General features: G+C 72.0%; 18 protein-coding genes. 7 read left to right on the top strand and 11 right to left on the bottom strand.

Annotated elements, in window-relative coordinates:
• Window positions 1-49: 49 nt before the first annotated feature.
• On the top strand, window positions 50-922 hold the full coding sequence (locus ACQP00_RS31500; protein ID WP_433201972.1) for an alpha/beta fold hydrolase: 873 nt from the start codon (window positions 50-52) through the stop codon (window positions 920-922).
• Here the strand turns inward: ACQP00_RS31500 and ACQP00_RS31505 are convergent.
• The 7 genes from ACQP00_RS31505 to ACQP00_RS31535 all read right to left on the bottom strand — a co-directional run bounded on the left by ACQP00_RS31505 (window position 834) and on the right by ACQP00_RS31535 (window position 14,338).
• Complete coding sequence (locus tag ACQP00_RS31505) at window positions 834-1,601, bottom strand: class I SAM-dependent methyltransferase (protein WP_433201974.1); 768 nt, start codon at window positions 1,599-1,601, stop codon at window positions 834-836. The two genes, ACQP00_RS31500 and ACQP00_RS31505, sit on opposite strands and share 89 nt — an antisense overlap.
• The gene (locus ACQP00_RS31510) at window positions 1,564-3,435 is read right to left on the bottom strand and encodes a (2,3-dihydroxybenzoyl)adenylate synthase (RefSeq protein ID WP_433201977.1); all 1,872 of its coding nucleotides are present in this window, start codon (window positions 3,433-3,435) and stop codon (window positions 1,564-1,566) included. The genes ACQP00_RS31505 and ACQP00_RS31510 overlap by 38 nt, the downstream gene beginning before the upstream one ends.
• The gene (locus ACQP00_RS31515) at window positions 3,432-7,241 is read right to left on the bottom strand and encodes a type I polyketide synthase (RefSeq protein WP_433201980.1); all 3,810 of its coding nucleotides are present in this window, start codon (window positions 7,239-7,241) and stop codon (window positions 3,432-3,434) included. The genes ACQP00_RS31510 and ACQP00_RS31515 overlap by 4 nt, the downstream gene beginning before the upstream one ends.
• A gap of 157 nt (window positions 7,242-7,398) precedes the next feature.
• Window positions 7,399-8,421: a methyltransferase gene (locus ACQP00_RS31520; protein WP_433224062.1), complete on the bottom strand. Its 1,023-nt coding sequence runs from the start codon at window positions 8,419-8,421 to the stop codon at window positions 7,399-7,401.
• A gap of 102 nt (window positions 8,422-8,523) precedes the next feature.
• A complete protein-coding gene (locus ACQP00_RS31525; protein WP_433201983.1) occupies window positions 8,524-9,804 on the bottom strand; it encodes an extracellular solute-binding protein in 1,281 nt (426 codons plus the stop codon).
• A gap of 81 nt (window positions 9,805-9,885) precedes the next feature.
• Window positions 9,886-12,123: an ATP-binding cassette domain-containing protein gene (locus tag ACQP00_RS31530; protein WP_433201986.1), complete on the bottom strand. Its 2,238-nt coding sequence runs from the start codon at window positions 12,121-12,123 to the stop codon at window positions 9,886-9,888.
• Window positions 12,124-12,211: 88 nt separating this feature from the next.
• On the bottom strand, window positions 12,212-14,338 hold the full coding sequence (locus ACQP00_RS31535) for an MMPL family transporter (RefSeq protein WP_433201989.1): 2,127 nt from the start codon (window positions 14,336-14,338) through the stop codon (window positions 12,212-12,214).
• A 192-nt stretch (window positions 14,339-14,530) separates the two neighbouring features.
• Between ACQP00_RS31535 and ACQP00_RS31540 the strand changes: the two genes are divergently transcribed.
• From ACQP00_RS31540 to ACQP00_RS31550, 3 genes are all read left to right on the top strand, one after another.
• Window positions 14,531-15,187, top strand: a complete 657-nt coding sequence (locus tag ACQP00_RS31540) for a winged helix-turn-helix transcriptional regulator (RefSeq protein ID WP_433201992.1) — start codon at window positions 14,531-14,533, stop codon at window positions 15,185-15,187.
• 71 nt (window positions 15,188-15,258) lie between these two features.
• On the top strand, window positions 15,259-16,476 hold the full coding sequence (locus tag ACQP00_RS31545) for a cytochrome P450 (protein WP_433201995.1): 1,218 nt from the start codon (window positions 15,259-15,261) through the stop codon (window positions 16,474-16,476).
• Window positions 16,477-16,483: 7 nt separating this feature from the next.
• Window positions 16,484-16,690 carry a ferredoxin gene (locus ACQP00_RS31550; RefSeq protein WP_433201998.1) on the top strand — a complete coding sequence of 69 codons (207 nt, stop codon included), beginning with the start codon at window positions 16,484-16,486 and terminating at the stop codon, window positions 16,688-16,690.
• A gap of 394 nt (window positions 16,691-17,084) precedes the next feature.
• On the opposite strand, the gene ACQP00_RS31555 is transcribed toward ACQP00_RS31550, so the two are convergent.
• Window positions 17,085-17,666, bottom strand: a complete 582-nt coding sequence (locus ACQP00_RS31555; RefSeq protein ID WP_433202001.1) for a MerR family transcriptional regulator — start codon at window positions 17,664-17,666, stop codon at window positions 17,085-17,087.
• Window positions 17,667-18,120: 454 nt separating this feature from the next.
• Here ACQP00_RS31555 and ACQP00_RS31560 point away from each other — a divergent pair, with 454 nt between their 5' ends.
• The 3 genes from ACQP00_RS31560 to ACQP00_RS31570 all read left to right on the top strand — a co-directional run bounded on the left by ACQP00_RS31560 (window position 18,121) and on the right by ACQP00_RS31570 (window position 19,775).
• The gene (locus ACQP00_RS31560) at window positions 18,121-18,855 is read left to right on the top strand and encodes a helix-turn-helix domain-containing protein (protein ID WP_433202004.1); all 735 of its coding nucleotides are present in this window, start codon (window positions 18,121-18,123) and stop codon (window positions 18,853-18,855) included.
• Between the two features lie 110 nt (window positions 18,856-18,965).
• A complete protein-coding gene (locus ACQP00_RS31565; RefSeq protein WP_433202006.1) occupies window positions 18,966-19,226 on the top strand; it encodes a hypothetical protein in 261 nt (86 codons plus the stop codon).
• Window positions 19,227-19,247: 21 nt separating this feature from the next.
• Window positions 19,248-19,775 carry an NUDIX hydrolase gene (locus tag ACQP00_RS31570; protein ID WP_433202009.1) on the top strand — a complete coding sequence of 176 codons (528 nt, stop codon included), beginning with the start codon at window positions 19,248-19,250 and terminating at the stop codon, window positions 19,773-19,775.
• Between the two features lie 60 nt (window positions 19,776-19,835).
• On the opposite strand, the gene ACQP00_RS31575 is transcribed toward ACQP00_RS31570, so the two are convergent.
• The 3 genes from ACQP00_RS31575 to ACQP00_RS31585 are packed head-to-tail and all read right to left on the bottom strand — an operon-like array spanning window position 19,836 to window position 22,206.
• Window positions 19,836-21,200, bottom strand: coding sequence for a cytochrome P450 (locus tag ACQP00_RS31575; RefSeq protein WP_433202012.1), 1,365 nt, complete (start codon window positions 21,198-21,200; stop codon window positions 19,836-19,838).
• Window positions 21,197-21,736, bottom strand: coding sequence for a flavin reductase family protein (locus ACQP00_RS31580; protein WP_433202015.1), 540 nt, complete (start codon window positions 21,734-21,736; stop codon window positions 21,197-21,199). Before ACQP00_RS31580 ends, ACQP00_RS31575 begins: the two co-directional genes overlap by 4 nt.
• A 29-nt stretch (window positions 21,737-21,765) precedes the next feature.
• Window positions 21,766-22,206: an acyl-CoA thioesterase gene (locus tag ACQP00_RS31585; protein WP_433202018.1), complete on the bottom strand. Its 441-nt coding sequence runs from the start codon at window positions 22,204-22,206 to the stop codon at window positions 21,766-21,768.
• Between the last annotated feature and the right edge of the window lie 2 nt (window positions 22,207-22,208).

Genomic DNA, 22,208 nt, shown 5'->3' on the forward strand with positions numbered 1-22,208 from the left:
CGCGCACGGCGGCGCATCCATGGTGCGGACGTTACAGCGAGGAGCGTTCATGAGTGCAACCGAGGCCGGCCACCTGGCGGTGCCCGGCGCGTCGCTCTACTACGAGGTGCGCGGCGCCGGCCCGGCCCTGCTCGTCATCGCCGGCGGCAACGGCGATGCCGGGCCGTTCGGCGCGGTGGCGGACGAGCTGGCGCGGCGGTACACCGTCATCACGTACGATCGCCGGGGCTTCTCGCGCAGTGTGCTCGACTGGCCGGCCGACGACGCCCGGCGGCTCGACGAGGACGTGCAGGACGCGCTGGCGCTGCTCGACCGGTTCGGCGACGGCCCCGGCGTGGTGCTCGGCAGCTGCTCCGGCGCGACTCTCGCCCTCGACCTGGTGGTCCGCCACCCCGACCGCATCGAGACGCTGGTCGCCCACGAGCCCCCGGTCGCCGCGGTGCTGCCCGACCTGGACGAGTGGATCGAGTTCTACGCCGCGGTGTACAAGACGTTCCGGACCGAGGGCGTCCAGGAGGGCATGCGCGTCTTCCGGCTGGGCATGGGCATGACGAAACCGGCCCGCCCCCCGGAGTCCGCGCAGCTGCCCCAGCCGCAGCTCGAACAGATGCTCGCGCGCATCAAGCGCAACCACGGCTACTGGCTCGAACACGAGATGCGCACCTACTCGATGTTCGAACCGGACATCGCCCGCCTGCGCGCCGTCACCGACCGCCTGGTCATCGCCGGCGGCAGCGACGAGCAGGAGAACCACCCGTACCTGTGCACCGCCGCCCTCGCCGAGCGGCTCGACCAGTCCGTGGTGGACTTCCCGGGCGGGCACGTCGGCTATGTCACCGACCCGTATACGTTCGCTGACGCGACCGTTGCGCTGCTGGAGTCACGACGGAGGCCGTCGGCGGCCGCTGTGCGCGAAGCATGAGGGACAGGCCGGGCAGCCGACCCACCGGGAGGAGGCGCTCGGCCCCCGCGATCGCCCGCAGTCCGGTGTTCACCAGCCAGGGCATCCGCTCCATGTCGGTGCCGCCCTTCGAACCGTGACGCCGGCGCAGGGCGGCCACCGGGCGCAGCAGGACGTTCCAGCTCCACAGGCGCTCGACCGCGAAGCCCGCCGCCTCCAGCAGCACGCGCAGCTCCGCGCGGTCGTAGCGGCGGAAGTGGCTCAGGGCGACGTCGTGCGCGGACCAGAGGCGCATGTCCTGCGGCACCGACATGAGCAGGGTCCCGCCCGGGCGCAGCACCCGGAACAGTTCGCGCAGGGCCAGGCGGTCGTCGTCGATGTGTTCCAGGACGTCCATCGCCACGGCCAGCGACACCGTGCCGTCGGCGAAGGGCAGGCGGCGGATGTCGCCGCGCAGGACGGGCCAGCCCTGCTCGTGGATGAGGCGTACACCGAGGTCGCTGTACTCCACCGCGAGGGGCCGCCAGCCGTGGCGGTGCAGCAGGGGCAGGTGGCCGCCCGCGCACGAGCCCACGTCGATGGCCGGGCCGCCGTCGGGGGTGAGCGCGGACAGCTGCCGCGTCAGCACCGCCCGGCGGGCCCGGTACCACCAGTGGGTCGCCTCAAGCTCCGCTACCTTCCGAATCTCCTCGTCGTGCACCGGTTCCCCCGTTGATCTGCGCGCTGAGCGCGACCTTGTCCACTTTGCCGATCGGGGTGAGCGGCAGCGCCGGCACCACCTCGACCTGCTCGGGCAGCTTGTACTTGGCGACCCCGCCGGCGTGCAGCCGCGCGCGGACGTCGTCGAGGTTGAGCGGGCCGCCCGTCGTCACCAGGCAGACCCGCTCGCCGAACCGCGCGTCGGGCACCGCGACGACCGCGCACTCGCGCAGCCCGAGCAGCTCACGGGCGAGCGTCTCGACCTCCTCGGCGGAGATCTTCTCGCCGCCCCGGTTCACCAGGTCCTTGCTGCGCCCCGCGACGACGAGGTTGCCGGACGGGTGGCGGCGGACGCGGTCGCCGGTGCGGTACCAGCCGTCCGGGGTGTAGCGTTCGGCGTTGAAGGCCGGCGACCGGTAGTAGCCGCGCGGGGTGTAGGGGCCGCGGGTGAGCAGCTCGCCGACCTCGCCGTCGGCGACCTCCGCGCCGGCCGGGTCGAGGATGCGGATCTCGTCGCCGGGGCTGACGGGGCGGCCCTGCGTGCCGTACACAATGGGGTCCGGGTCTTCGGGTCGCGTGCAGCAGAGCAGTCCCTCGGCCATGCCGAACACCTGCTGGAGCCGCGCCCCGAGCGCCTGCTGCAGCCCGGCGGCCACGGCCGGGTCGAGCACCGACCCGCCGACCTGGACGATGCGCAGACTGGCGAGGGCGCCGGGGTGGGTGGCGGCGTGCTCGGCCCAGCGCAGCGCGACCGCCGGCACGAGCGACGTGATGGTGGGCGACTCGGCCACGACGACCCGGAACGCGGCGACCGGTTCCGGGCTGGGCAGCAGCACGACCCGCCCGCCGGCGGCGAGCACCCCGAGCACCCCGGGCCCGCCGAGCGCGAAGTTGTGCGCGGCGGGGAGCGCGGCGAGATAGACGGTGTCGCGCCCGGCCCCGGCGATCGCGGCCATGCGCCGGCACGCGTACTCGTAGTCGTTGTGGCTGCGCCCGATCAGCTTGGCCTGCCCGGTGGTGCCGCCGGAGAGCAGGAAGAACGCCAGCGCATCGGGGTCCGGGGCGACCGCGTCGAGCCGCTTGCGGCGCGCGGTGGCGTCCCCGCTCGGCTGGAGCAGCGCCCGCACGTCGAGATGACCGGGCCTGGGCGCTCCACCGACGACAGCCACGCGCAAGCCCGCCGTGTCGCCGCCGCCGACCGCCGTGCCACCGCCGCCGACCGCCGCATCTCCACCGCCGACCGCCGAGCCTCCAACGCCGACCGCCGCATCTCCACCGCCGACCGCCGCATCTCCACCGCCGACCGCCGAGCCTCCAACGCCGACCGCCGCGTCTCCACCGGCGACCATCGGGCCTTCGGCGGCGAGGTCGGCGAGGTCGGCGAGGGCCGCGAGGTCGGCGGCCAGGGTCTCGTGGTCGAAGCCGCGCCAGACGTCGGGCACGATGAGCAGCCTGGCGTCGGTGTGCTGGACCAGGTAGCGCAGCTCGTGCTCGCGGTGCGCGACGAGTGCGAGCACGGGCGCGATCCCGGAGCGCAGGCAGGCGAGCAGGACGGCGACGAACTCCCAGCAGTTCGGCAGCTGCAGCACGACGGTGTCGCCGGGCCGCAGCCCGCGGTCGAGCAGCGCCTCGGCGAGGGCATCGGAGCGCTCCATCAGCTCCCGGTACGTGATGCGATGCGCTCCGGCGACGAGCGCCACCCGGTCGGCGTTGGCGTCGGCGACCGTCCACAGCAGACGGCCGAGGTCCTGGTCGCGCCAGTAGCCGGCCGCGCGGTACCGCGCCGCGAACTCGGGCGGCCACGGCGGCACACCGGGCGCCGTCTCGACGCTCACGCGGCGTCCCCGTCGCGTGCGGTGCGCAGCAGGCCGGTCAAGTGGTCGGCGACCGCGGACACCGTCGGGTGCTCCCACAGCAGCGACGCGGGCAGCGACTGCTCGAACTGCCGCTGCAGCCGGGCACGGATGGCCAGGGTCATCACCGAGTCGACGCCGATCTCGATGAGCGGCTTGCGCAGGCTGACCTCGTCGACGTCGAGCTTGGCCTCGCCGGCGACGTGGCGGCGGACCTCGCCGAGCACGAACCCGCCCAGCTGCTCGGCGTCCAGGGTGCGCCAGGCGAGGACCGGCTCCTCGTCGGCGACCTCGAGGTCCTCGGTGTAGAGGGCGCCGTCCGGCACGCCGAAGCGCAGGCCGGTGATGGCGACCGCGACCGTGCCGTCCGGGCGCGCGACGGTGACGTTGACGGTGTCCACGACGTCCGGCTCCTGCACCAGCTGGACGTGCACGAGGACGCGCGGTTCGGGCTCGCCGCGCACCGCGATCTGCTCGATTTCGGCGGGCATGCGCAGCACCGGGGTACCGCGGAAGACCGCCGTCGGCAGGGACAGCGCGGCGTCGAGGACCGAGGCCCAGGTGCCCTCCACGCCGTCGCCCGCGCTCACCTCGGCGAGCAGGTCGTGCGTTTCGGACGCCCACAGTCCGGTGACGGTCCAGGGAAATCCCATCGACGGTACGTCGAGCGTGGCGAGCAGCGTCGACGCGTGGTCACTGGGCAGCCGGCGGGTGCAGCGGGCGCGCAGGCCGGCCACGTCCAGCGGCGGCAGCTCCGGCCGCTCCCCCGGCCGCACCCGCGCCGTGGTGTTGGTGAGCCAGGACTCCTGGTCGTCGTCGTCGGCGGCGGCCAGCCGGGTGGCCAGCCGCAGGACCTCGTCCTGGTACGACACCTGGAGCTCGCGGGCCGCCGACAGCGAGATCGGGGTCCGCAGCACGATGTCGACCAGGGTGGACGAGTCGTCGGCGGCGGCCGCGCGGTGGAAGGTGTGCAGCAGCACGGCGGCCGGGACGATCTCGACGCCGTGGACCGCGTGCCGGCCCGGGTACGGCCGGGACGGGAAGTCCAGCTCCGTGGTCCACATGCGCAGCGGGGTGGTGCCGGTCACGGTCGTGAGCCGGCCGAGGAGCGTGTGTTCGCGCATCGGGGCGGCGGTCGAGCGGCCCCGGCGGGTGGCGGCGCGCCAGAAGGGGCGGTGCTGCCAGACGTACCCGGGGACGTCGGCGAGGTCGCGGGCCGGGTGCAGCGCGGCGAAGTCGACCGGGACGCCGTGGCAGTGCAGGACGGCGAGGCCGGCCAGCAGGCTCGCCGGCTCGTCGGCGGCCCGGCGCAGCGTGCCGGTGACGCAGGCGTCGGTCACCCCGGCGTCGAACAGCGTCTCGTGGATGGACGCGGTGACGATCGGGTGCGCGGACACCTCCAGGAACGCGCGGTGCCCGTCGGCGACGGCGGCCGCCACGGCGCCCGCGAACTGTACGGGTGAGCGCAGCTGGGCCGCCCAGTACTGCGCGTCGTCAGCCGGTGCAGTGCGCGGGTCGGTGTCCGGGTCGGCGTGACCGGTGCGGTACAACGGGACGCTCGGCCGCGCGTGCGCGATCGATCCGGCCGCTTCGAGCATGCCGGGCACCAGCGGGTCGAGCTGCGGCGAGTGGAACGCCACGTCGGAGTCGACGCGGCGCATGACGATGCCCTCCCGGACCCAGGCCCCGGCCAGCTCCTCCACGGCTTCCAGCTCGCCGGACACGACGGTCCAGCGCGGCGCGGCGGCGATCGCGGCGACCACGTCGTCCCGCCCGGCCAGGCGGGCCTCGACGTCGGCGAAGGGCAGCGCGGCGAGGTACATCGCGCCGTTGCCGGCCACCGCCCGCAGCAGCGCCGAGCGGCGGCAGACCAGCCGGGCCGCGTCGTCGAGGGCGAGCACCCCGGCGCTGACCGCGGCCGCGATCTCCCCGACCGAGTGCCCGATGACGGCCGCCGGCCGCACCCCGAGCCGCCGCCACACCGCGTCGAGCGCCACCTGCACCGCGAAGATCATCGGCTGGATGACGTCGACCGCGCGCAGCGTCTCGCCTTCCAGGACGGCCCGCGGGGTGCACCCGATCTCGGCCTGGAACACCGGGGCGAGCCCGTCGATGACGGCCGTGAACGTGACGTCCGTGTCGAGCAGCCGGCGCCCCATGCCGACCCACTGCGAGCCGTGCCCGGAGAACACGAACACCGGCCCGGCGCCCGCCCCGTCGACCGGCCGCCCCAGCGCACCCTCGGCCGGCGCGTCCCCGGCGGCGACCTCGCGCAGCCGCGCCGCCAGTTGCGCGCGGTCCCGGCCGACCACGCCCGCGCGGTGCGACAGGTGCGCGCGCCGCAGGCTCAGCGTGTGCGCGACGGCCGACAGCGGCGCGTCGGCACCGTCCAGCCAGTCGGCCAGCGCGCCGGCGTTCGCGCGCAGGGCGGCCTCGGTCGAACCGGAAACCGGCAGCAGTACGGCCTGTTCGCGCTCGACGCTCGGCTGGGCGACGGTCGGCGGCGCCTGCTCGAGGACGACGTGGGCGAGGGTGCCGCCGTAGCCGTAGCCGGACACACCCGCGCGGCGGGGGCCGTTCGCCGCCGGGTAAGGGGTCGTCGCCGTCACCACGCGGACGTTGCCGGCCTCCCAGTCCACGTCGGGGTTCGGCGTGACGCAGTGCAGGCTCGGGGGGATGACGCCCTGCTGCAGTACGAGCGCGGCCTTGATGATGCTCGCGATCCCGGCGCCGCCCTCCAGGTGGCCGATGTTCGACTTGACCGAGCCGATCAGGCACGGGTCGCCGGGCGCGCGCCGGCGGCCGATCACGGCGCTGATGGCGCGGGCCTCGATCGGGTCGCCGACGGGGGTGCCGGTGCCGTGCGCCTCCATGTAGCCGATGGTGGCCGGGTCGATGCCGGCGACGGCGTGGGCGGCCCGCAGGACGCGGGACTGGGCCTCCTCGCTGGGGGCCATGATGCCGTTCGTGTGGCCGTCCTGGGCGACGGCCGATCCGGTGACGACGGCGTGCACGCGGTCGCCGTCGCGCACCGCGTCGGCCAGGCGCTTGAGGACGACGACCGCGACGCCCTCGGAGCGGCCGTAGCCGTTGGCGCTCGCGTCGAACGACTTGCACACGCCGTCCGGGGAAAGGGCGCCGGCGGCCTCCAGCATGACGGTGAGGCCCGGGCCGACGATGAGGTTGACGCCGCCGACGATCGCGACGCCGGACTCGCCCGCGGCCAGCGCCCGGCAGGCGGTGTGCAGGGCGACCAGCGAGGCCGAGCAGGCGGTGTCGATGGTGAGGCTGGGGCCGCGCAGGTCGAGCGCGTAGGAGACGCGGTTGGACAGGCCGCACATCTGGGTGCAGATGCCGGTCCACGCCTCGATGCCGGGCAGGTCCTCGAGGAGGCGGCGCTCGTAGTCGTCGGAGACCGCGCCCATGTACACGCCGGTGTCGGTGCCGGCCAGCGTGTCGGGTGCGATGCCGGCGTGTTCGAGGGCCTGCCAGACGACTTCGAGCAGGAGCCGCTGCTGGGGGTCCATGAGCTCGGCCTCGCGGGGCAGCACCCCGAAGAACTCGGCGTCGAAGCCGCGCACGTCGTCGAGGAAGGCGCCGCGGCGCACGGTGCGGCGCATGATGGCCTCGGCGGCCGCGTCGCCGGCGTGCTCGCCCCAGCGGTCGGCGGGCACCTCGGAGTTCACGTGCCGGCCCGCGGTGAGCAGGCCCCAGAACTCGTCGACGGTGTTGACGCCGCCGGGGAGCCGGCAGCCCATCCCGACGATGGCGATCGGCGTCTGGTCCATGCCGAGCATTCCTTTCTACCCGCGGCCCGCGACAAGGCGGGGCCGAAGTGCTACCTGCGGCCCACGACAACGGCGTGGCCGAAGTTCCACCTGCGGCCCGCGACAACGGCGTGGCCGAAGTTCCACCTGCGGCCCCGAACAGGGCGAGGCCGAAGTGCTACCTGCGCCCCACGACGAGGGCGTGGCCGAAGCCGAAGTCGGTGTGGCGCTCGGTGCCGCTGAAGCCGGCGTCGAGGACGGCCCGCTCCATGTCGGCGGCGGAGTAGACCATGCCCTCACCGGAGGCGAGGGTCAGGAAGTAGGGCGACAGGAGCCCCGCGCCGAGGGGGCCGGTGCCGTCGTCGGCGGAGACGAAGTTGTACACGAGGCAGACCCCGCCGTCGGCGAGGGCCGCGTGGCACCGGCGCAGCAGCTCGGTGTTGCGCGCCATCGACCAGATCTCGAAGACGTGGAACACGAGCACCGCGTCCGCGCCGCGCGGCAGCGGATCCGCGAACAGGTCGCCGGCGTGGAACGTGACGCGGTCGCTCAGTCCCGCCTGTGCGATGTGCTGCTCGGCGACCTCGCGCACGGCCGGTGCGTCGAACACGCGCACGTGCAGGTGCGGGAAGCGGCGGGCGAGCTCGATCGCGTTGGTGGCGTCGCCGCCGCCGAAGTCGACCGCGGTGCGCAGGTTCGAGAAGTCGTACCGGTCGAGGATCTGCGCGAACGTGCGGCGGGAGACGTCGCCCATGTTCGCGTAGAAGGTGCGCTGCAGCTCGGGTTGCGAACCGAGCCACTCGTACAGGGTGCCGTGCGCGCCGGCGGTGCGGTGCAGCCCGACGTTCGTGTTCGTGCGCAGCGCGTCGGTGAACGCGGGCAGCGCGGCGTTGATGATGGCGGACTGCACGTCGACGAGCGGGCCGAGGAACGTGTCGCCGGCGCGCAGGAGTTTGCGGCGGACGAGGGGCGTGTTGCGGTACAGCGGCGGCGTGGTCTCGAGCAGCTGCAGGGAGGCCAGGCCCAGCAGCAGGATCCGGGCCGGCTGCTCCTCGATGTGCAGGACCTTCGCGGTGTCCGCCACGGACATCGCGCCGTGCTGTTCGAGCGCCTCGAACAGGTCGAGCTGAAGCGCCGCGTGCACGAGCTCGAACGCGGTCGCGCCGTGGATGATGAGACGCAGGTAGTCCGCGTCGGACATGGTGACCACGCCTGGTGCTCCTCACGGTGGTGCCGGGGGCGGACTCGTCAAGCCTCGCCGAGCCCGCCCGTGGCCTGCATCTTCGTGCGTGCCGACGAACGCTCAGTCCACAGTGGACTGCAGGTGCTCGGCGACGATGCGCTGCGCGGCGACGGTGGCCGCGGCGAAGCGTTCGGCCGGGTCGGCGCCGGCGACGAGCACGTCGTGCATGGCCGCGGCGAGCACCTCGTCGATGCGCGTCAGCCCGCCGACGACCGGGCCGAGCGCCGCCGGTGAGCGGTCCGAGCGCCGCAGCTGCGCGAGGGCCGCGCGTTCGTGCGGGTGCGCCGCGAACCAGCCCTCGTCGTCGAGGACCCGCTGCCCCGCGCGGGTCACGGGCAGGAAGCCGTTGCTGCGCTGCCACTCCGCGACCGCCTCCGGCCGCAGCAGCGACAGCATGAACGCCAGGGCGAGGTCCCGCTTGACCCGGTCGGGCCCGTCGGCGAGCCACAGCGCGTCGCCCGAGACGAAGTTTCCGGCGTACCGCGCGTGCTCGTTGTGCGGCACGTCGCTCACGGCGACCTCGAACCCCGCCTCGCGCCCGATGCCGACCAGGTCTCCGGCCGCCTTGGAGGAGTCGATGAGCAACGCCACCTCGCCGCCGGCGAACGCGCGGAAGCCGCCCTCCCAGTCCTCGATCGTCCCGCTGTAGCGGAACAGCCCGTCGGCGTGCAGGTCGCGCCAGAACTCGACCCACGCGAGCATTTCCGGGCCGGCGAGGTCGACGGTGCGCGCGGTGCCGCGGCGGCCGTTGCCGGCGTCGGCGAGCAGCCCGCCCTGCGCGGCGACGGCCTGCTGGAACAGCCATCCGTGGTTGGCCCACGTGACGCCGGCCGCCGCGCTCGCCGTGCGCAGTTCGTGCCACGTGCGCGGCGGCTCGCTCAGGCCGTGGCGGCGCAGGAGTGTCAGGTTGCTGTACAGCACGGTGGTCGTTGCGGACAGCGGCACGCACGGCAGATCGCCCGCCACGGTGTAGTAGTCGCGGACGGCGGGCTCGAGGTCGTCGAGGAGGACGGGCTCGCCCAGCACCGAGGTGCGGCCGGCGATGGCGGCGGAGACACTGACGTACCGTGGAAGGCCCTGCAGCGTTTTGGTGTCGAGCGCCATCCGCGTGTCGGACGCGTAGTAGCCCGCCACGTCCGGTGCGTCGCCGCGCTTGACGGCCTCGGAGACCTCGTGGGTCATCGTCCAGAAGTCGACCCCGCGGACCCGGATCCGGCAGCCGGGGTGCCGGGCCTCGAACGCGGCGGCCTGCGCGCGCAGCGGCTGCAGGAACGGCTCGCCCCGGTTGGTCTGGAACGGGTAGTCGGCGAACCACACGTCCACCACGATGTCCGATGCCATGCGCAACAGCGTGGCCGGAAAGGCGCGTTCGGGGCATCTCACCACGTGCGCAGCCGGGCGGCCGCGCACGTGGTGAGCGAATCAGCCGACGTACTTGCGCAGGTATTCGCCGGTGACCGACTTCTTGTTGGCCAGCAGCTGCTTGGGCGTGCCGGTGAACACGACCTCGCCACCCCCGGCGCCGCCGTCGGGACCCAGGTCGATGACCCAGTCCGCCTGCCGGACGACGTCCAGGTTGTGCTCGATGACGACGACCGTGTTGCCGTCGTCGACGATCCGGTTCAGCAGCGCCATCAGCGTCCCCACGTCGGCCATGTGCAGGCCGGTCGTCGGTTCGTCCAGCACGTACACGCTGCTGGTCCTGTGCAGTTGGGTGGCGAGCTTGATGCGCTGCCGCTCGCCCCCGGACAGCGTGCTGAGCGGCTGGCCGAGCGTGAGGTAGCCGAGCCCGACGTCGACCAGGCCCTGCAGCTTCGGCTTGAGCGCCTTCTCGGTGAAGAAGCCGACGGCCTCCTCGGCCGGCAGTTCCAGCACGTCGGCGATGGACTTGCCGCGCAGCTGGTGCTCCAGCACCGACTCCTTGAACCGCCGGCCGTGGCACGTCTCGCAGTGCGTGGTCACCGGGTCCATGAAGGCGATCTCGGTGATGATGACCCCGCGGCCCTGGCACTCCTCGCACGCGCCCTTGGAGTTGAAGCTGAACAGCGCCTCCGGCTGCCCGCTCGCCTTCGCGAACAGCTTGCGGATGCCGTCCATGAGCTCGAGGTACGTGGCCGGGTTGGAGCGCGACGAGGCGGTGATCGGGCCCTGGTCGACGAAGGTCGCCGCCGGGTGCTGGGCCGCGAACACGCCGGAGATGAGGCTGGTCTTGCCGGAGCCCGCGACGCCGGTGACCGCGGTCAGCACGCCGGTCGGGATGTCGACCGACACGTTCTTGAGGTTGTGCAGGTCGGCGTCCTTGATGCTGAGCTGCCCGCCGGCCTTGCGGAACGTCTTCTTCACCGCGCCCCGCTCGCCGAGCGCCGTCGCGGTGCGGGTGGCGGCCTTGGCGAGGGCGGCGACGGTACCCTCGAAGACGATCTCACCGCCGTGCCCGCCCGCGCCCGGGCCGACCTCGACCACGTGGTCGGCGATGTCGATGACGTCGGGGTCGTGCTCGACCACGAGCACGGTGTTGCCCTTGTCGCGCAGGCCCTTCAGCAGCTCGTTGAGCCGGCCGACGTCGCGCGGGTGCAGTCCGACGCTCGGCTCGTCGAAGATGTACGTCAGGTGGGTGAGCGTGGAGCCCAGGTGCCGCACCATCTTGAGCCGCTGCCCCTCGCCGCCGGAGAGCGTGACGGTGGGGCGGTCGAGGGTGAGGTACCCCAGGCCCATGCCGGAGATCCGCTCGAGCGCGGTGCGGGCGGTCTCGGCGATCGGGCTGTCGAGCTTGGCCAGCACCGGGATCAGCTCGTCGATGGACAGCCCGGACATCTCGGCGATGTTGCGCCCGTCGATGCGGCTGTTCAGCGTCTCCTGGCTCAGCCGCGCGCCGTGGCACAGCGGGCACAGGCCTTCGGTCATGAACTGCTGGATCGCCTCGCGGGTCTTCTCGCTCAGCGTGCTGGTGTCCCGCTTGAGGTTGAGCCGGACGAACTTGTCGACCAGGCCCTCGTAGTTGATTTTGATCGTGGCGTTCTTGGTCTTCACCTCGACCTTGCCGCCGGTACCGTGCAGCAGCGTGTGCCACTCGTCCTTGGTGTACTTGCGCAGCGGCTTGTCGGCGTCGAGGCGGCTGTCCCCGGCCAGGATCTGCCAGTCGGGGGTGCCGACCTTGTACGTGGGCAGCAGGATCGCCCCGCCGTTGAGCGACTTCGACTTGTCCAGCATGCGCTCGACGTCGGGCTGGACGGTGCGGCCCATGCCCTCGCACTCCGGGCACATGCCGCGCGGGTCGTTGAACGAGTAGCTGGACACCAGGCCGGTGGTCGGCTCGGCGTGGCGGGCGAAGAGGGCGCGCAGGACCGGGGCGACGTCGGTGATCGTGCCGACGGTGGAGCGGCTGTTGCCGCCGATCGGCTGCTGGTCGACGATGACCGCGGTGGTCAGGCCCTCGATCGCGTCGGCCTGCGGGCGCTCGTACTTCGGCAGCTGGTTGCGGATGAACCAGCTGTACGAGGCGTTGAGCTGGCGTTGGGACTCGACCGCGACGGTGTCGAAGACGATCGAGGACTTGCCGGAGCCGGACACCCCGACGAACACGGTGATCTTCGACTCGGGCAGGGTGAGCGTGACGTCCTTGAGGTTGTGCACCCGGGCGCCGGCGATGCGGATGGGCATTCCATCGTCCTTCCTGAATTTTGGGCTGAACGCGCGAGTGCCGTCCCCCGGCCGGTCGTGCACCGGGGGACGGCATCGCAACCTGCTCTTAGGCCGGCACGACCGGGCGTTCCGGTGCGTCCGCGATGGGGTCGGGCTCCGGGTCGTCGTCCTTGGCGGCGAGCGGGCTCGGCCACCAGATCCGCTTGCCGAAGTCGAGGTTCAGCGCGGTCACCAGCACGGAGCGGACGATCAGGGCGTCGAGCAGCACTCCGAGCGCGACCGCGAAGCCGAGCTCCGCGAAGAACACCAGCGGCAGGTTGGCCAGCACGGCGAACGTCGCCGCGAGGACCAGGCCAGCCGAGGTGATGACGCCACCGGTGGTGGCCAGGCCGGTGAGCATGCCGCGGCGAGTGCCGACGACCTGCGCCTCCTCCCGGACCCGGGTCATCAGGAAGATGTTGTAGTCGATGCCGAGGGCGACCAGGAACACGAACGCCATCAGCGGGAACGAGCTGTCGGAGCTGTCGAAGCCGAACACGCCCTTGAAGACCACCGCGCTGATGCCCAGGGCCGCGGCGTAGGACAGCACCACGGTGGCGATGAGCAGGAGCGGGGCGACCACGGCGCGCAGCAGCAGGCCGAGGATCAGCAGCACGGCGGCGAGCACGAGCGGGATGACCAGCATGTTGTCGTGCCGGTTGGCCTTGTTCATGTCGATGGTACTGGCGGTGGGCCCACCCACCTTCGCATCCGCGCCGGCCACGGCGTGCACGGCGTCGCGCACCCGCAGCACCGTCGCCTCCGCGGCGCTGGTGTCCGGCAGGTCCTTGAGCACGCCCTGCAGCATCACCAGGTCCCCGGCGACCAGCGGCGGGCCGACCTCGGCGATGCCGTCGGTGCCGCGGATCGCCGTGGTCAGCGCCTCGCTCGCGCTCGCCTTGCCGATGACGACGACCGGCTGGCCCTCGCCGCCCGGGAAGTGCTTCGCGGCGACCTCGGCCCCGACGATCGCCTGCGGCTTGTCCACGAACGAGTCGGTGACGGACAGACCGGTCGCGTTGAGCTGGGTCAGGCCGAGCGCGCAGATCGCGAGCGCGGCCGCGGTGACGACCCAGACGGTGCGCGGCCTGCCGGCGATGGCGCGGCCGAGCCGGCTCCACAGCCCGCCGGTCGCGCTCTTCTCCTCGGTGCCGACCTTCGGCTTGACCGGCCAGAAGATCCAGCGGCCGAAGATGACCAGCAGCGCGGGCAGCAGGGTGATCATGGACAGGAAGCCCATGCCGATGCCGATCGCGCAGACCGGGCCGAGGCCCTTGGTGGAGTTCATGTCGGCCACCATCAGGCACAGCATGCCCACGGCCACGGTGCCGGCGCTGGCCAGCATCGCCGGTCCGGCGCGGTGCAGGGCGATCGCCATCGCCTTGTGCCGGTCGGCGTGGCGGCGCAGCTCCTCGCGGTACCGCGCGATGAGCAGCAGGGCGTAGTCGGTGCTCGCCCCGAAGACCAGCACGGTGAGGATGCCCGCGCTCTGGCCGTTCACGGTGAGCCCGGCGTTCTTGGCCAGCAGGTAGATGAACGCCTGCGTGACGTTGAGCGCGACCAGGGCCGAGATGACGGGCAGGATCCACGCGAACGGGCTGCGGTAGGCGAAGAGCAGGATGATGATCACCACGACGACCGTGGTGAGCAGCAGCGCCTGGTCGGTGCCGGAGAACGAGCTGACGTTGTCACCGGCGACGCCGACCTGGCCGGAGACGTACACGTTGAGGCCGTTGGTGTTCGCCTCGACGATCTCCTTCATCGCCTTGACCCGGTCCGGCGCCTTGGTGAAGCCGTCGGCGCCCATCTTGACCGGGACGATGACCTGGATCGCCTTGCCGTCGTCGGACTTCAGCGGGCCGATGATGCTGCCCGCGACGCCGTCGACCCCGGCGAGCTTGCCGGCGTCCGCGGCGGCCTTCGACTCGTCGGCCGAGCTGACCCCGTCGGGCCGCTCGTAGACGATGACCGCGGCGGCGATGTCCGCGGTGTTGAACTTCTCCTGCAGCTCGACCACCTGGGTGGCCTCGGCCCCGCTGGGCAGCCACTGCGCTTGGTCGTTCTGTTGCACGTCGGGGAACTTCGCCGACAGCTGGCCGGCGACGCCGAATCCGAGCACGATCCAGACGACGAGGACGATCCATTTCGTCCATCGCCCGCTGACGATTCGAGCCGGGCCGGAAGCGCGCTCCATGAGCCCCTCCAGATGATCACTTCATCGGTCGGTACGGGACAGGGCGACGTGCGTGATCATGTGGGCGGAGCACGCAAGCACGTCAGGTGGGCGGGGGTCGGGCCCGCGAGGCCGTACCCGCATCGATCGGAACCAAGCTTGCCGAAAACAAGTGGGGTATGTCAAACGGTTGCTTCATCTATGCTGCGAAGTATGGTTGACCGAACCGGTGGACACTTCAACGGGATCACGCGGGCGCTGGACCTCGTCGGCGAGCGCTGGACCCTGCGCATCATCAGGGATCTGCTGGTGTCCCCGCGGCGCTACACCGACCTGCGCAACGGCGAGCCGCCGATCCCGACGAACACCCTCGCCGCGCGGCTGCGCGAGCTGGAGGCGGAGGGCATCGTCGGCCGCCGGGTGCTGCCCCGCCCGGCCAACGCCGTGGTCTACGAGCTCACCGATCGCGGCAAGGGCCTGGAGGGAATCATCATCGCCCTCGGCCGCTGGGGGGCGCGCGCCCTGACCAGCGGCGGCGAGCCCGACCCGCTGACCACCGACACCCTGGTGATCGCGATGCGCACCATGTTCGACCCGTTCGCCCGCCAGGAGCTCGACGCGATCTTCGAGCTGCACGTCGGCGAGGTCGCCGCGACCCTGTGCGTGCGCCACGGCGTGCTGGAGACCGCGCCCGGCGCGACCGGCGGCGCCGACCTCGTCATCCACACCGGGCAGGAGCTCGCCGCGATCCTCACCGGCGAGCTCGACCCCGGCGAGGCGCTGCGCACCGGGGTCCTGCGCCTGGACGGCGACGCGGCGCTGCTCGGGCCGTTCCTGGCCGCGTTCCACTTCGAGTCATCCGCAACTTGAAGGATGTACGCCTTTCGATCCGTCGATACCGTCGAGCCGTTCAGCGCACCCGCGACCACGAGGGGCAGGCGATGGCGCACTCCACCGACTCCGAACTTCAGGCCTTCCCGTTCGGCTGTCCGCGCAGCGGACCGTTCGACCCGCCGCACGAGGAACGCGCCTACCGGCTGAGCACGCCGATGAGCCGGGTGGCCCTGCCCGGCGGCGGGGTGACCTGGCTCGCCGCCCGGCACGCCGACGTCCGCCAGGTGCTGCGCGACCCGTCGTTCAGCGCGGACATCACCGCCCCCGGGTTCCCGCTGGTCGGCCCGGTGCCGCCGCAGGACGACAAGAGCCGCGCCGGGGCGTTCATCCGGATGGACCCGCCGGAGCACACGCTGTACCGGCGGCTGCTGACCCCGGAATTCATGGTCAAGGCGGTGCAGCGCCTCGAGCCGCTCATCGTGCAGACCGTGGACCGCTTCCTGGACGAGCTCGAGGCGGCCGGCGCGCCCGCGGACTTCGTCGAGCACTTCGCGCTGCCGGTGCCGTCGATGGTCATCTCGCACCTGCTGGGCGTGCCGTACGAGGAGCACGAGTTCTTCCAGCGCAACAGCCACACGCTGCTGGACAACCACGCGGCGCCCGAGGCGATGATGGCCGCGATGGGCGACCTGCGCGAGTCGCTGGGCAAACTGGTCGAGCTCAAGCGCCGGGAACCGGCCGACGACCTGACCAGCCGTCTCGCCCAGCAGCTCGACGCCGGCACGCTCACCCACGACGACGTGGTCGGGGTCGCCCTGCTGCTGCTCATCGCCGGGCACGAGACCACCGCGAACATGCTCGGGCTGGGCACGTTCCTGCTGCTGCGGTCGCATCCCGAGGAGTGGGCGGCGCTGGTCTCCCGGCCCGAGCGCGCGCCGGCACTGGTCGATGAGCTGCTGCGGTACCTCACGATCGTGCACCACGGCCTCCCGCGCATCGCCACGCAGGACGTGCAGGTCGGCGAGCAGCTCGTGCGCGCCGGCGAGGGGGTCATCGTGCTGCTCTCGGCGGCCAACCGGGACGCGGCGGTCTTCGCCGACCCGGACCGCTTCGACGTCGACCGCGGGGCCCAGCAGCACGTGTCGTTCGGCTTCGGCATGCACCAGTGCATCGGCCAGCCGCTCGCCCGCGCGGAGCTGCGCATCGCGTTCACCCGGCTGGCGGCCCGGCTGCCCGGGCTGGCCCTCGCCCCGGAGGCCGGCCAGACGGTGCTGCGGCCGGACTCGTTCATCTACGGCGTGCACAAGCTGTTCGTGCGGTGGTGATGCGGTCATGAGTGGCCTGCGCGTGAGCGTCGATCGCGACCTGTGCTGCGGCTCCGGCAACTGCGTGACCAACGCGCCCGAGGTCTTCGACCAGGACGACGACGGTCTGGTACGGCTCCAGTGCGTTTCCGTCCCGCCCGAGTCCCGCGACGCGGTGCTCGACGCCATCGACCTCTGCCCCACCGGCGCCATTTCCCGGCTGGACCAGTCCTAACTGCATACCGCGTGCACAAAACTCCGAACGGCCACCGGTGACGGTGGTCGTTCGCTGTTGCGTCAACTATTCTCGGGTCGTGGGAGCGATATCACGATCCACATCGCGATGTTCGTATTGCTGAATACGAACGTTCACGTGCATCCGCAATTGCAAACGCACCTTGCACGCGATTCAGCGCCAGGTCTTTTCGCATCAATCGCAAATACGGTCGCCATATCACGCGGTCGTTTACCCGGAGCAAACATCCGGTAACCTGCATGAAATCAGGCATCGCCCATTGTCGCTTTCCTGACACTTTTACAAACGCGCCGAAAAGCACAACGAGATCCCTTCGGGTCCGAAGGGATCTCATTTGGTACCGCGCCCACCCAGCCGGCCGGCGCGGGCCGGCTCACCCCGGGCCGTGGACGGTCTGGGCCTCCTGCGCGAGCCGGCGCATGGTCGTCATGACCACGTCGAAGAGCACCGTGCGCACCGCGGTCACCGCCGGGCCGACGTCGTCGCCGTCGCCGAGCAGCTCGAGCTCGTGGGCGGCCAGGCGCCGGGCCGCCTCGATGTACGGGCCGAGGATCTCGCGCTCGGAGGCGCAGCCGGAGCGGCAGAAGGAGACCAGGACGTGGGCGAGGGTCTCGCGGGCCGGTGAGGTGGCCGCCACGTCCCAATGAAGGGCATTCAGGTATTCATTCACGCGCTGCCGGGCGTTGCCGACGTCCTCGTGCAGGCGGCCGTCGACGCGGTCGGCGTACAGCACCCCGTTGACCGCCTGGTAGAGCTCGGCCCGGGTCAGCGTCTTGTCGTCGACGGCCTCCAGGATGTCGCGCACCGCGGCCAGGCCCAGCTGGCCGACGGTGGTGAGCAGCCGGATCAGCCGCAGCCGCTCGAGGTGGGTCTCGTCGTAATCGGCCTGGTTGCGGGCGGTCGGCACGCCCGGGGGTAACAGTCCCTCGCGCAGATAGAACTTGATGGTCGGCACGGACACACCGCATCGAGCACTGAGCGCAGAGATCCGCACCTTGCCTCCCCCGCATCGACGAAGCTGGTTCGAATTCTGCCACGAAGATCCGGCGATTACTACCGTCCACCACAGTGAACACCGTTCAATCCGGACAAAGAAGGAATGGAGAGTGTCGATATCTACGCCGACCTGCGGCACACTGCCGGATAGCAGGAATCGCCACTCTCGCGGCCGTCCGGAAGTTTGCCCGCCACATCGCTTGTGCCACAACGAAAAGCGCCGTCGCCGCGTCGCAGAGTGTTGCCTCCGGACATACCCTCCGCTAGCATCTACGTCGATCACACCGACGTCTCGGGCGGGGATTACCGGGTGATTCTCCCTCTGGTCATATGACCGAATCTTTTGCTTTGAATGCCGGAGGTTCGTCGTGCAAAGCACTGTCGAAGATGCCATTGGACGTGCAATCGCTACGATGCGCAGCAATTTAGCTGAGCCCGTGACGATCGATGACCTGGCCCGGGCGGCGATGTTCAGCAAGTTCCACTTCTCCCGCATGTTCCAGCGCGTCACCGGCGTGTCGCCGGGCCGCTTCCTCTCGGCCATCCGCCTGGAGGAGGCCAAGCACCTGCTGCTCACCACCTCGCTCAACGTGGCGGACATCAGCATGCGGGTCGGCTACAACAGCGTCGGGACGTTCAGCAGCCGGTTCTCGCGCAGCGTCGGGGTCTCCCCGACGGCGTACCGGCGGCTCGGCGGGTACATCGCCACCATTCCCAGCCAGGACCCGTGCGGCCCGGACACGGCCCGCATCAGTGGCCGGATCGGCCTGCCCGCGCAGCTGCGCCGGCCGGGTCTCATCTTCATCGGCCTGTTCCCCACCCCCATCCCCGAGGGCCGCCCGGTCAGCTGCGCGGTCCTGCACGGGCCCGGCGGCTACGAGCTGCGCGCCGTCCCCGGCGAGCAGTACTACCTGCTGGCCCACGGCGTGACCGGTGACCCGGAAGCGGCCCAGCAGCCCAACCTGACGGTCGCCACCTGCGGCCCGCTGACCGTGGACCGCGAGGCGCGCCTGAACCTCGACGTGATGCTCCAGCCGGTCGGGCGCCTCGACCTGCCGGTCCTGCTGGCCCTGCAGGACGCCCGCAAGACGGCCCTGCAGCGCATGGCCGACGACCCGGCGCGCCACACCCAGCTGGCCGCGGCCTGACCGCCCCCGGGACGGCCCGGCCCGGCGCCGGGCCGTCCCACCGCGCGTTCCCTCGTCCTTGGGCAATGTCGAAGACGCTTTCCGGGTCGCGAATTGCGCATGCTGAATGCGTGGCAAACGACACCGCGTGGCGCTCCCACCTCGACCACGCGATGGCGGCCCTGCAGGCCATCGAGCGCACGGCCGAAGAAGACCCGGACGGCGAGGGCCCCGCGGCCGACCCCCTGATGGCCGCCCTGTTCGCCCTGGAGACCTGCCGCGCGGCCCGGTCCCACGTCAACGCCCTCATCGACGCCCTCACGGCCCGCGCGGTCGGCCACGGCGCCAACTGGGCCGCCCTAGGATTCCGGTTCGACGCCTACGACGAGTAGCGCATCCCACGGAGGCCCCCCATGCGGTGGACCGTAGGCCAGACGCGCACCCTGTACCAGGACCGCTGGGTGCACCTGCAGACCGCCGACGTCGAGGCCCCGGGCGGCCACCATTTCGACCACCGCCTGATCCGCAGCGCGAACGGCGCCTACGCCCTCATCGTCGTCGACGGCCACGTGCTCCTCCTCTGGCGGCACCGCTTCATCCCCGACACCTGGGGCTGGGAGGTCCCGGGCGGCCGCATCGAACCCGGCGAGCAGCCCGACTTCGCCGCCGCCCGCGAGGCCACCGAGGAAACCGGCTGGCGCCCGGCCGGCACGCTGGAGCCCCTCGCGGAGTTCTTCCCGATGGCCGGCCTGGTCAGCGCCCACCACCACGTGTTCCTGGGCTTCGGCGCCGTGCGCGTGGGCCCGCCGGCCGACGAGTTCGAGTCCGACCGCATCGTCTGGGTCCCGCTCGACGACCTCCGCGGTCTCATCACCGCCGGCGAGGTCACCGACGGCACGACGCTGCTGGCCCTGCTCGCCCTCCTGGACCGCCTCCGCTGAGACGGGGCATACGAAAGCCGGCCAGCTCCCCAGGGAACCGGCCGGCTTTCGTGCGTGACGTCAGGACTTGGCGTCGTGGACCGTCATCGGGAGGCCGCCGCGGAGGCGCAGGGACATCATCGGCTCGGGGACGACCTCGCGGCCGGGCAGCAGGCGCAGCTCCAGATCCCGCATCAGCGTCGCCAGCACGAGGACCGCCTCCATCATGCCGAGGTGGTTGCCGACGCAGAAGCGCGGCCCGGCGCCGAACGGAAGGTACGCATAGCGGGGCCGGTCGTTCACCGCCGCCGGGTCGAAGCGGGACGGGTCGAAGCGCAGCGGGTCCGGCCAGAAGTCCGGGTGGCGGTGCATCGTGAAGGGGCAGATCAGCACGTCCGCGCCCGAAGGCACGTGGTAGCCGCCGATCTCGTCGGCGGACTGGGCGGCGCGCGGCAGGATCCAGACCGGCGGGTACAGCCGCATGACCTCCTCGATGACCATGTGGGTGTACCGCAGCCGATGCAGGTCGTCCGCGACCGGCAGGCGGTCGCCCAGCACGGCGACGGCCTCCTCGTGCAAGCGGGCGCGGACCTCGGGGTGGGCGTCGATGAGGTACAGCGACCAGCTCAACGTGCTCGCCGTCGTCTCGTGGCCGGCCAGCAGCAGCGTCACCAGCTCGTCGTTCAGGCGCTGCTTCGCCACCCGCGGGTCGGACTCCTGCGCGACCGAGAGGATCAGGCGGGACAGCACGTCGTCGCGGCCCTCGACATTCGCGCCGCGCTCGGCGACCAGCTGGGAGACGATGCCCTGCAGCTCGCGCTTGGCCTTGCGGAAGCGGAGCTGGTGCGGCAGCGGCAGGAACATCGGCACCGAGCCCAGCGTGGCGAGCTCGAACATCGCCTGTTCCTGCACGGCCGCGAAGGACGCGTCGACATTGGCGAACGCGCGCAGGTTGGTGTCCATCAGCGCGGCGCCGAGCACGCCCAGCGTCAGCCCCGTCATCTCGCGCACGACGTCGACCGGGCCGCCGGCGGCGTTGGCGCGCAGGCGGTCGACCAGGGCGGCCGCCTCGGTGGCGATGACGCCGGCCTGTTGCACGATGCGGCGGTTCTGGAACGCGGGCTGGATCACCTTGCGCTGCTTGCGCCACAGGTCGCCCTCGCTGGTGAGCAGGCCGTCGCCGAGGGCGCGGCGGGCGTGGACCAGGCCGATGCCCTTGTGGTACGCGCCCGCGTTGTCGGCCAGGACGTGCTTGGCGTGGTCGGGGTGGTTGAAGAAGTACAGCCATTTCGGGCCGACCGGGATGCGCACGGCGTCGCCGTACTGGGCGGCGGCGTCGGTCATCATGCCGAGCCGGTCGCGGTTCATGACGCGCAGCATGCGCATCGCCTGGGAGCGCGGCGGGCCCGGCGGGAACCGCCGGGCCCGTGCGTCGACAACGGTCATCGGGGCGCCTCCGTGGGAACGGGCTCGAGGGCGTGGAAGCGGCCGGCCAGGAACAGCAGGGCGTCGCCGGGGGCCACGCCGCCGCCGGCCGCCAGCAGCTCGCCCAGGAAGATGGTGTGGTCGCCGCCGTCGTAGCGGCGCCACACGCGGCACTCGAAGTGGGCCAGGGCGCCCGCGATGAGGGGCGCGCCGGTCCGCTCGCCGGGCAGCCAGTCGACGGCGTCGAACTGCTGGCGGCCCAGCGGGCGGTGCCGGTTGGCGAAGTGCCGCGCGACGGCCTCCTGCCGCGCGGACAGGACCGAGACGCCGAAGAGGCCGGCGTCGGTGAGCGAGGCGTGCATGATGGCCTGGCGTTCCACGCACACCGACACCAGCGGCGGGTCGAGCGACACCGAGGTGAAGGAGTTCGCGGTCATGCCGTGCGGTGCGGCGCCGCCGACGGTCACCACGGTGACGCCGGTCGCGAAGGCCCCGAACGTGGTGCGCAGCACGCGCGTGTCGAGGGTGCCGGTCGGTGCTTCTTGCTGGACGTCCACGCGGGCCTCCACAAACCAACAGCAGATGTTCAGACCTGAGCCATTTCGGTGTACGGCGCCAGCGCACGCACCAGCGCATCCGGCACGCGGGCCGGCTCGGTGCGGGTGTTCGGCCCGCGCATGCAGGCCACCCGCTGGCTGCCCCGGGCGATGAGCGCCTCGGTGCCGTCCGGGTCGAGCCGCACGTAGTCGAACGCGAACTGGATCTGGGTCTGGCCCAGCTCGACGAGGCGCATCCGGATCGACAGCTCGTCGAACGCGGTGATCTCGGCGAAGAACTCGCAGTCGACCTTCAGCGTGAACAGCTTGAGGTCCTGCTGCAGGTCGGCCAGCACCTCGGGGGCCCGGGTCTTGAGGAACATCTCCCGGCAGCGGCCCTGCCAGCGCAGGTAGTTGACGTAGTAGACGTTGCCGACGAGGTTGGTCTCCTCGAAGCCGACCGTGTGCAGGTACTCGAAGTACGCGCCCACCG

Source organism: Dactylosporangium sp. CS-047395 (assembly GCF_050942185.1).
Classification (GTDB): domain Bacteria; phylum Actinomycetota; class Actinomycetes; order Mycobacteriales; family Micromonosporaceae; genus Dactylosporangium.

Bases quoted from the DNA above. Each gene is read 5' to 3' on its own strand.
- ACQP00_RS31500 (WP_433201972.1), top strand. From the start codon at position 50: ATGAGTGCAACCGAGGCCGGCCACCTGGCGGTGCCCGGCGCGTCGCTC.
- ACQP00_RS31520 (WP_433224062.1), bottom strand. From the start codon at position 8,421: ATGTCCGACGCGGACTACCTGCGTCTCATCATCCACGGCGCGACCGCG.
- ACQP00_RS31575 (WP_433202012.1), bottom strand. From the start codon at position 21,200: ATGACCGTTGTCGACGCACGGGCCCGGCGGTTCCCGCCGGGCCCGCCG.
- ACQP00_RS31535 (WP_433201989.1), bottom strand. From the start codon at position 14,338: ATGGAGCGCGCTTCCGGCCCGGCTCGAATCGTCAGCGGGCGATGGACG.
- ACQP00_RS31540 (WP_433201992.1), top strand. From the start codon at position 14,531: ATGGTTGACCGAACCGGTGGACACTTCAACGGGATCACGCGGGCGCTG.
- ACQP00_RS31570 (WP_433202009.1), top strand. From the start codon at position 19,248: ATGCGGTGGACCGTAGGCCAGACGCGCACCCTGTACCAGGACCGCTGG.
- ACQP00_RS31550 (WP_433201998.1), top strand. From the start codon at position 16,484: ATGAGTGGCCTGCGCGTGAGCGTCGATCGCGACCTGTGCTGCGGCTCC.
- ACQP00_RS31545 (WP_433201995.1), top strand. From the start codon at position 15,259: ATGGCGCACTCCACCGACTCCGAACTTCAGGCCTTCCCGTTCGGCTGT.
- ACQP00_RS31525 (WP_433201983.1), bottom strand. From the start codon at position 9,804: ATGGCATCGGACATCGTGGTGGACGTGTGGTTCGCCGACTACCCGTTC.
- ACQP00_RS31530 (WP_433201986.1), bottom strand. From the start codon at position 12,123: ATGCCCATCCGCATCGCCGGCGCCCGGGTGCACAACCTCAAGGACGTC.
- ACQP00_RS31515 (WP_433201980.1), bottom strand. From the start codon at position 7,241: ATGGACCAGACGCCGATCGCCATCGTCGGGATGGGCTGCCGGCTCCCC.
- ACQP00_RS31560 (WP_433202004.1), top strand. From the start codon at position 18,121: ATGCGCAGCAATTTAGCTGAGCCCGTGACGATCGATGACCTGGCCCGG.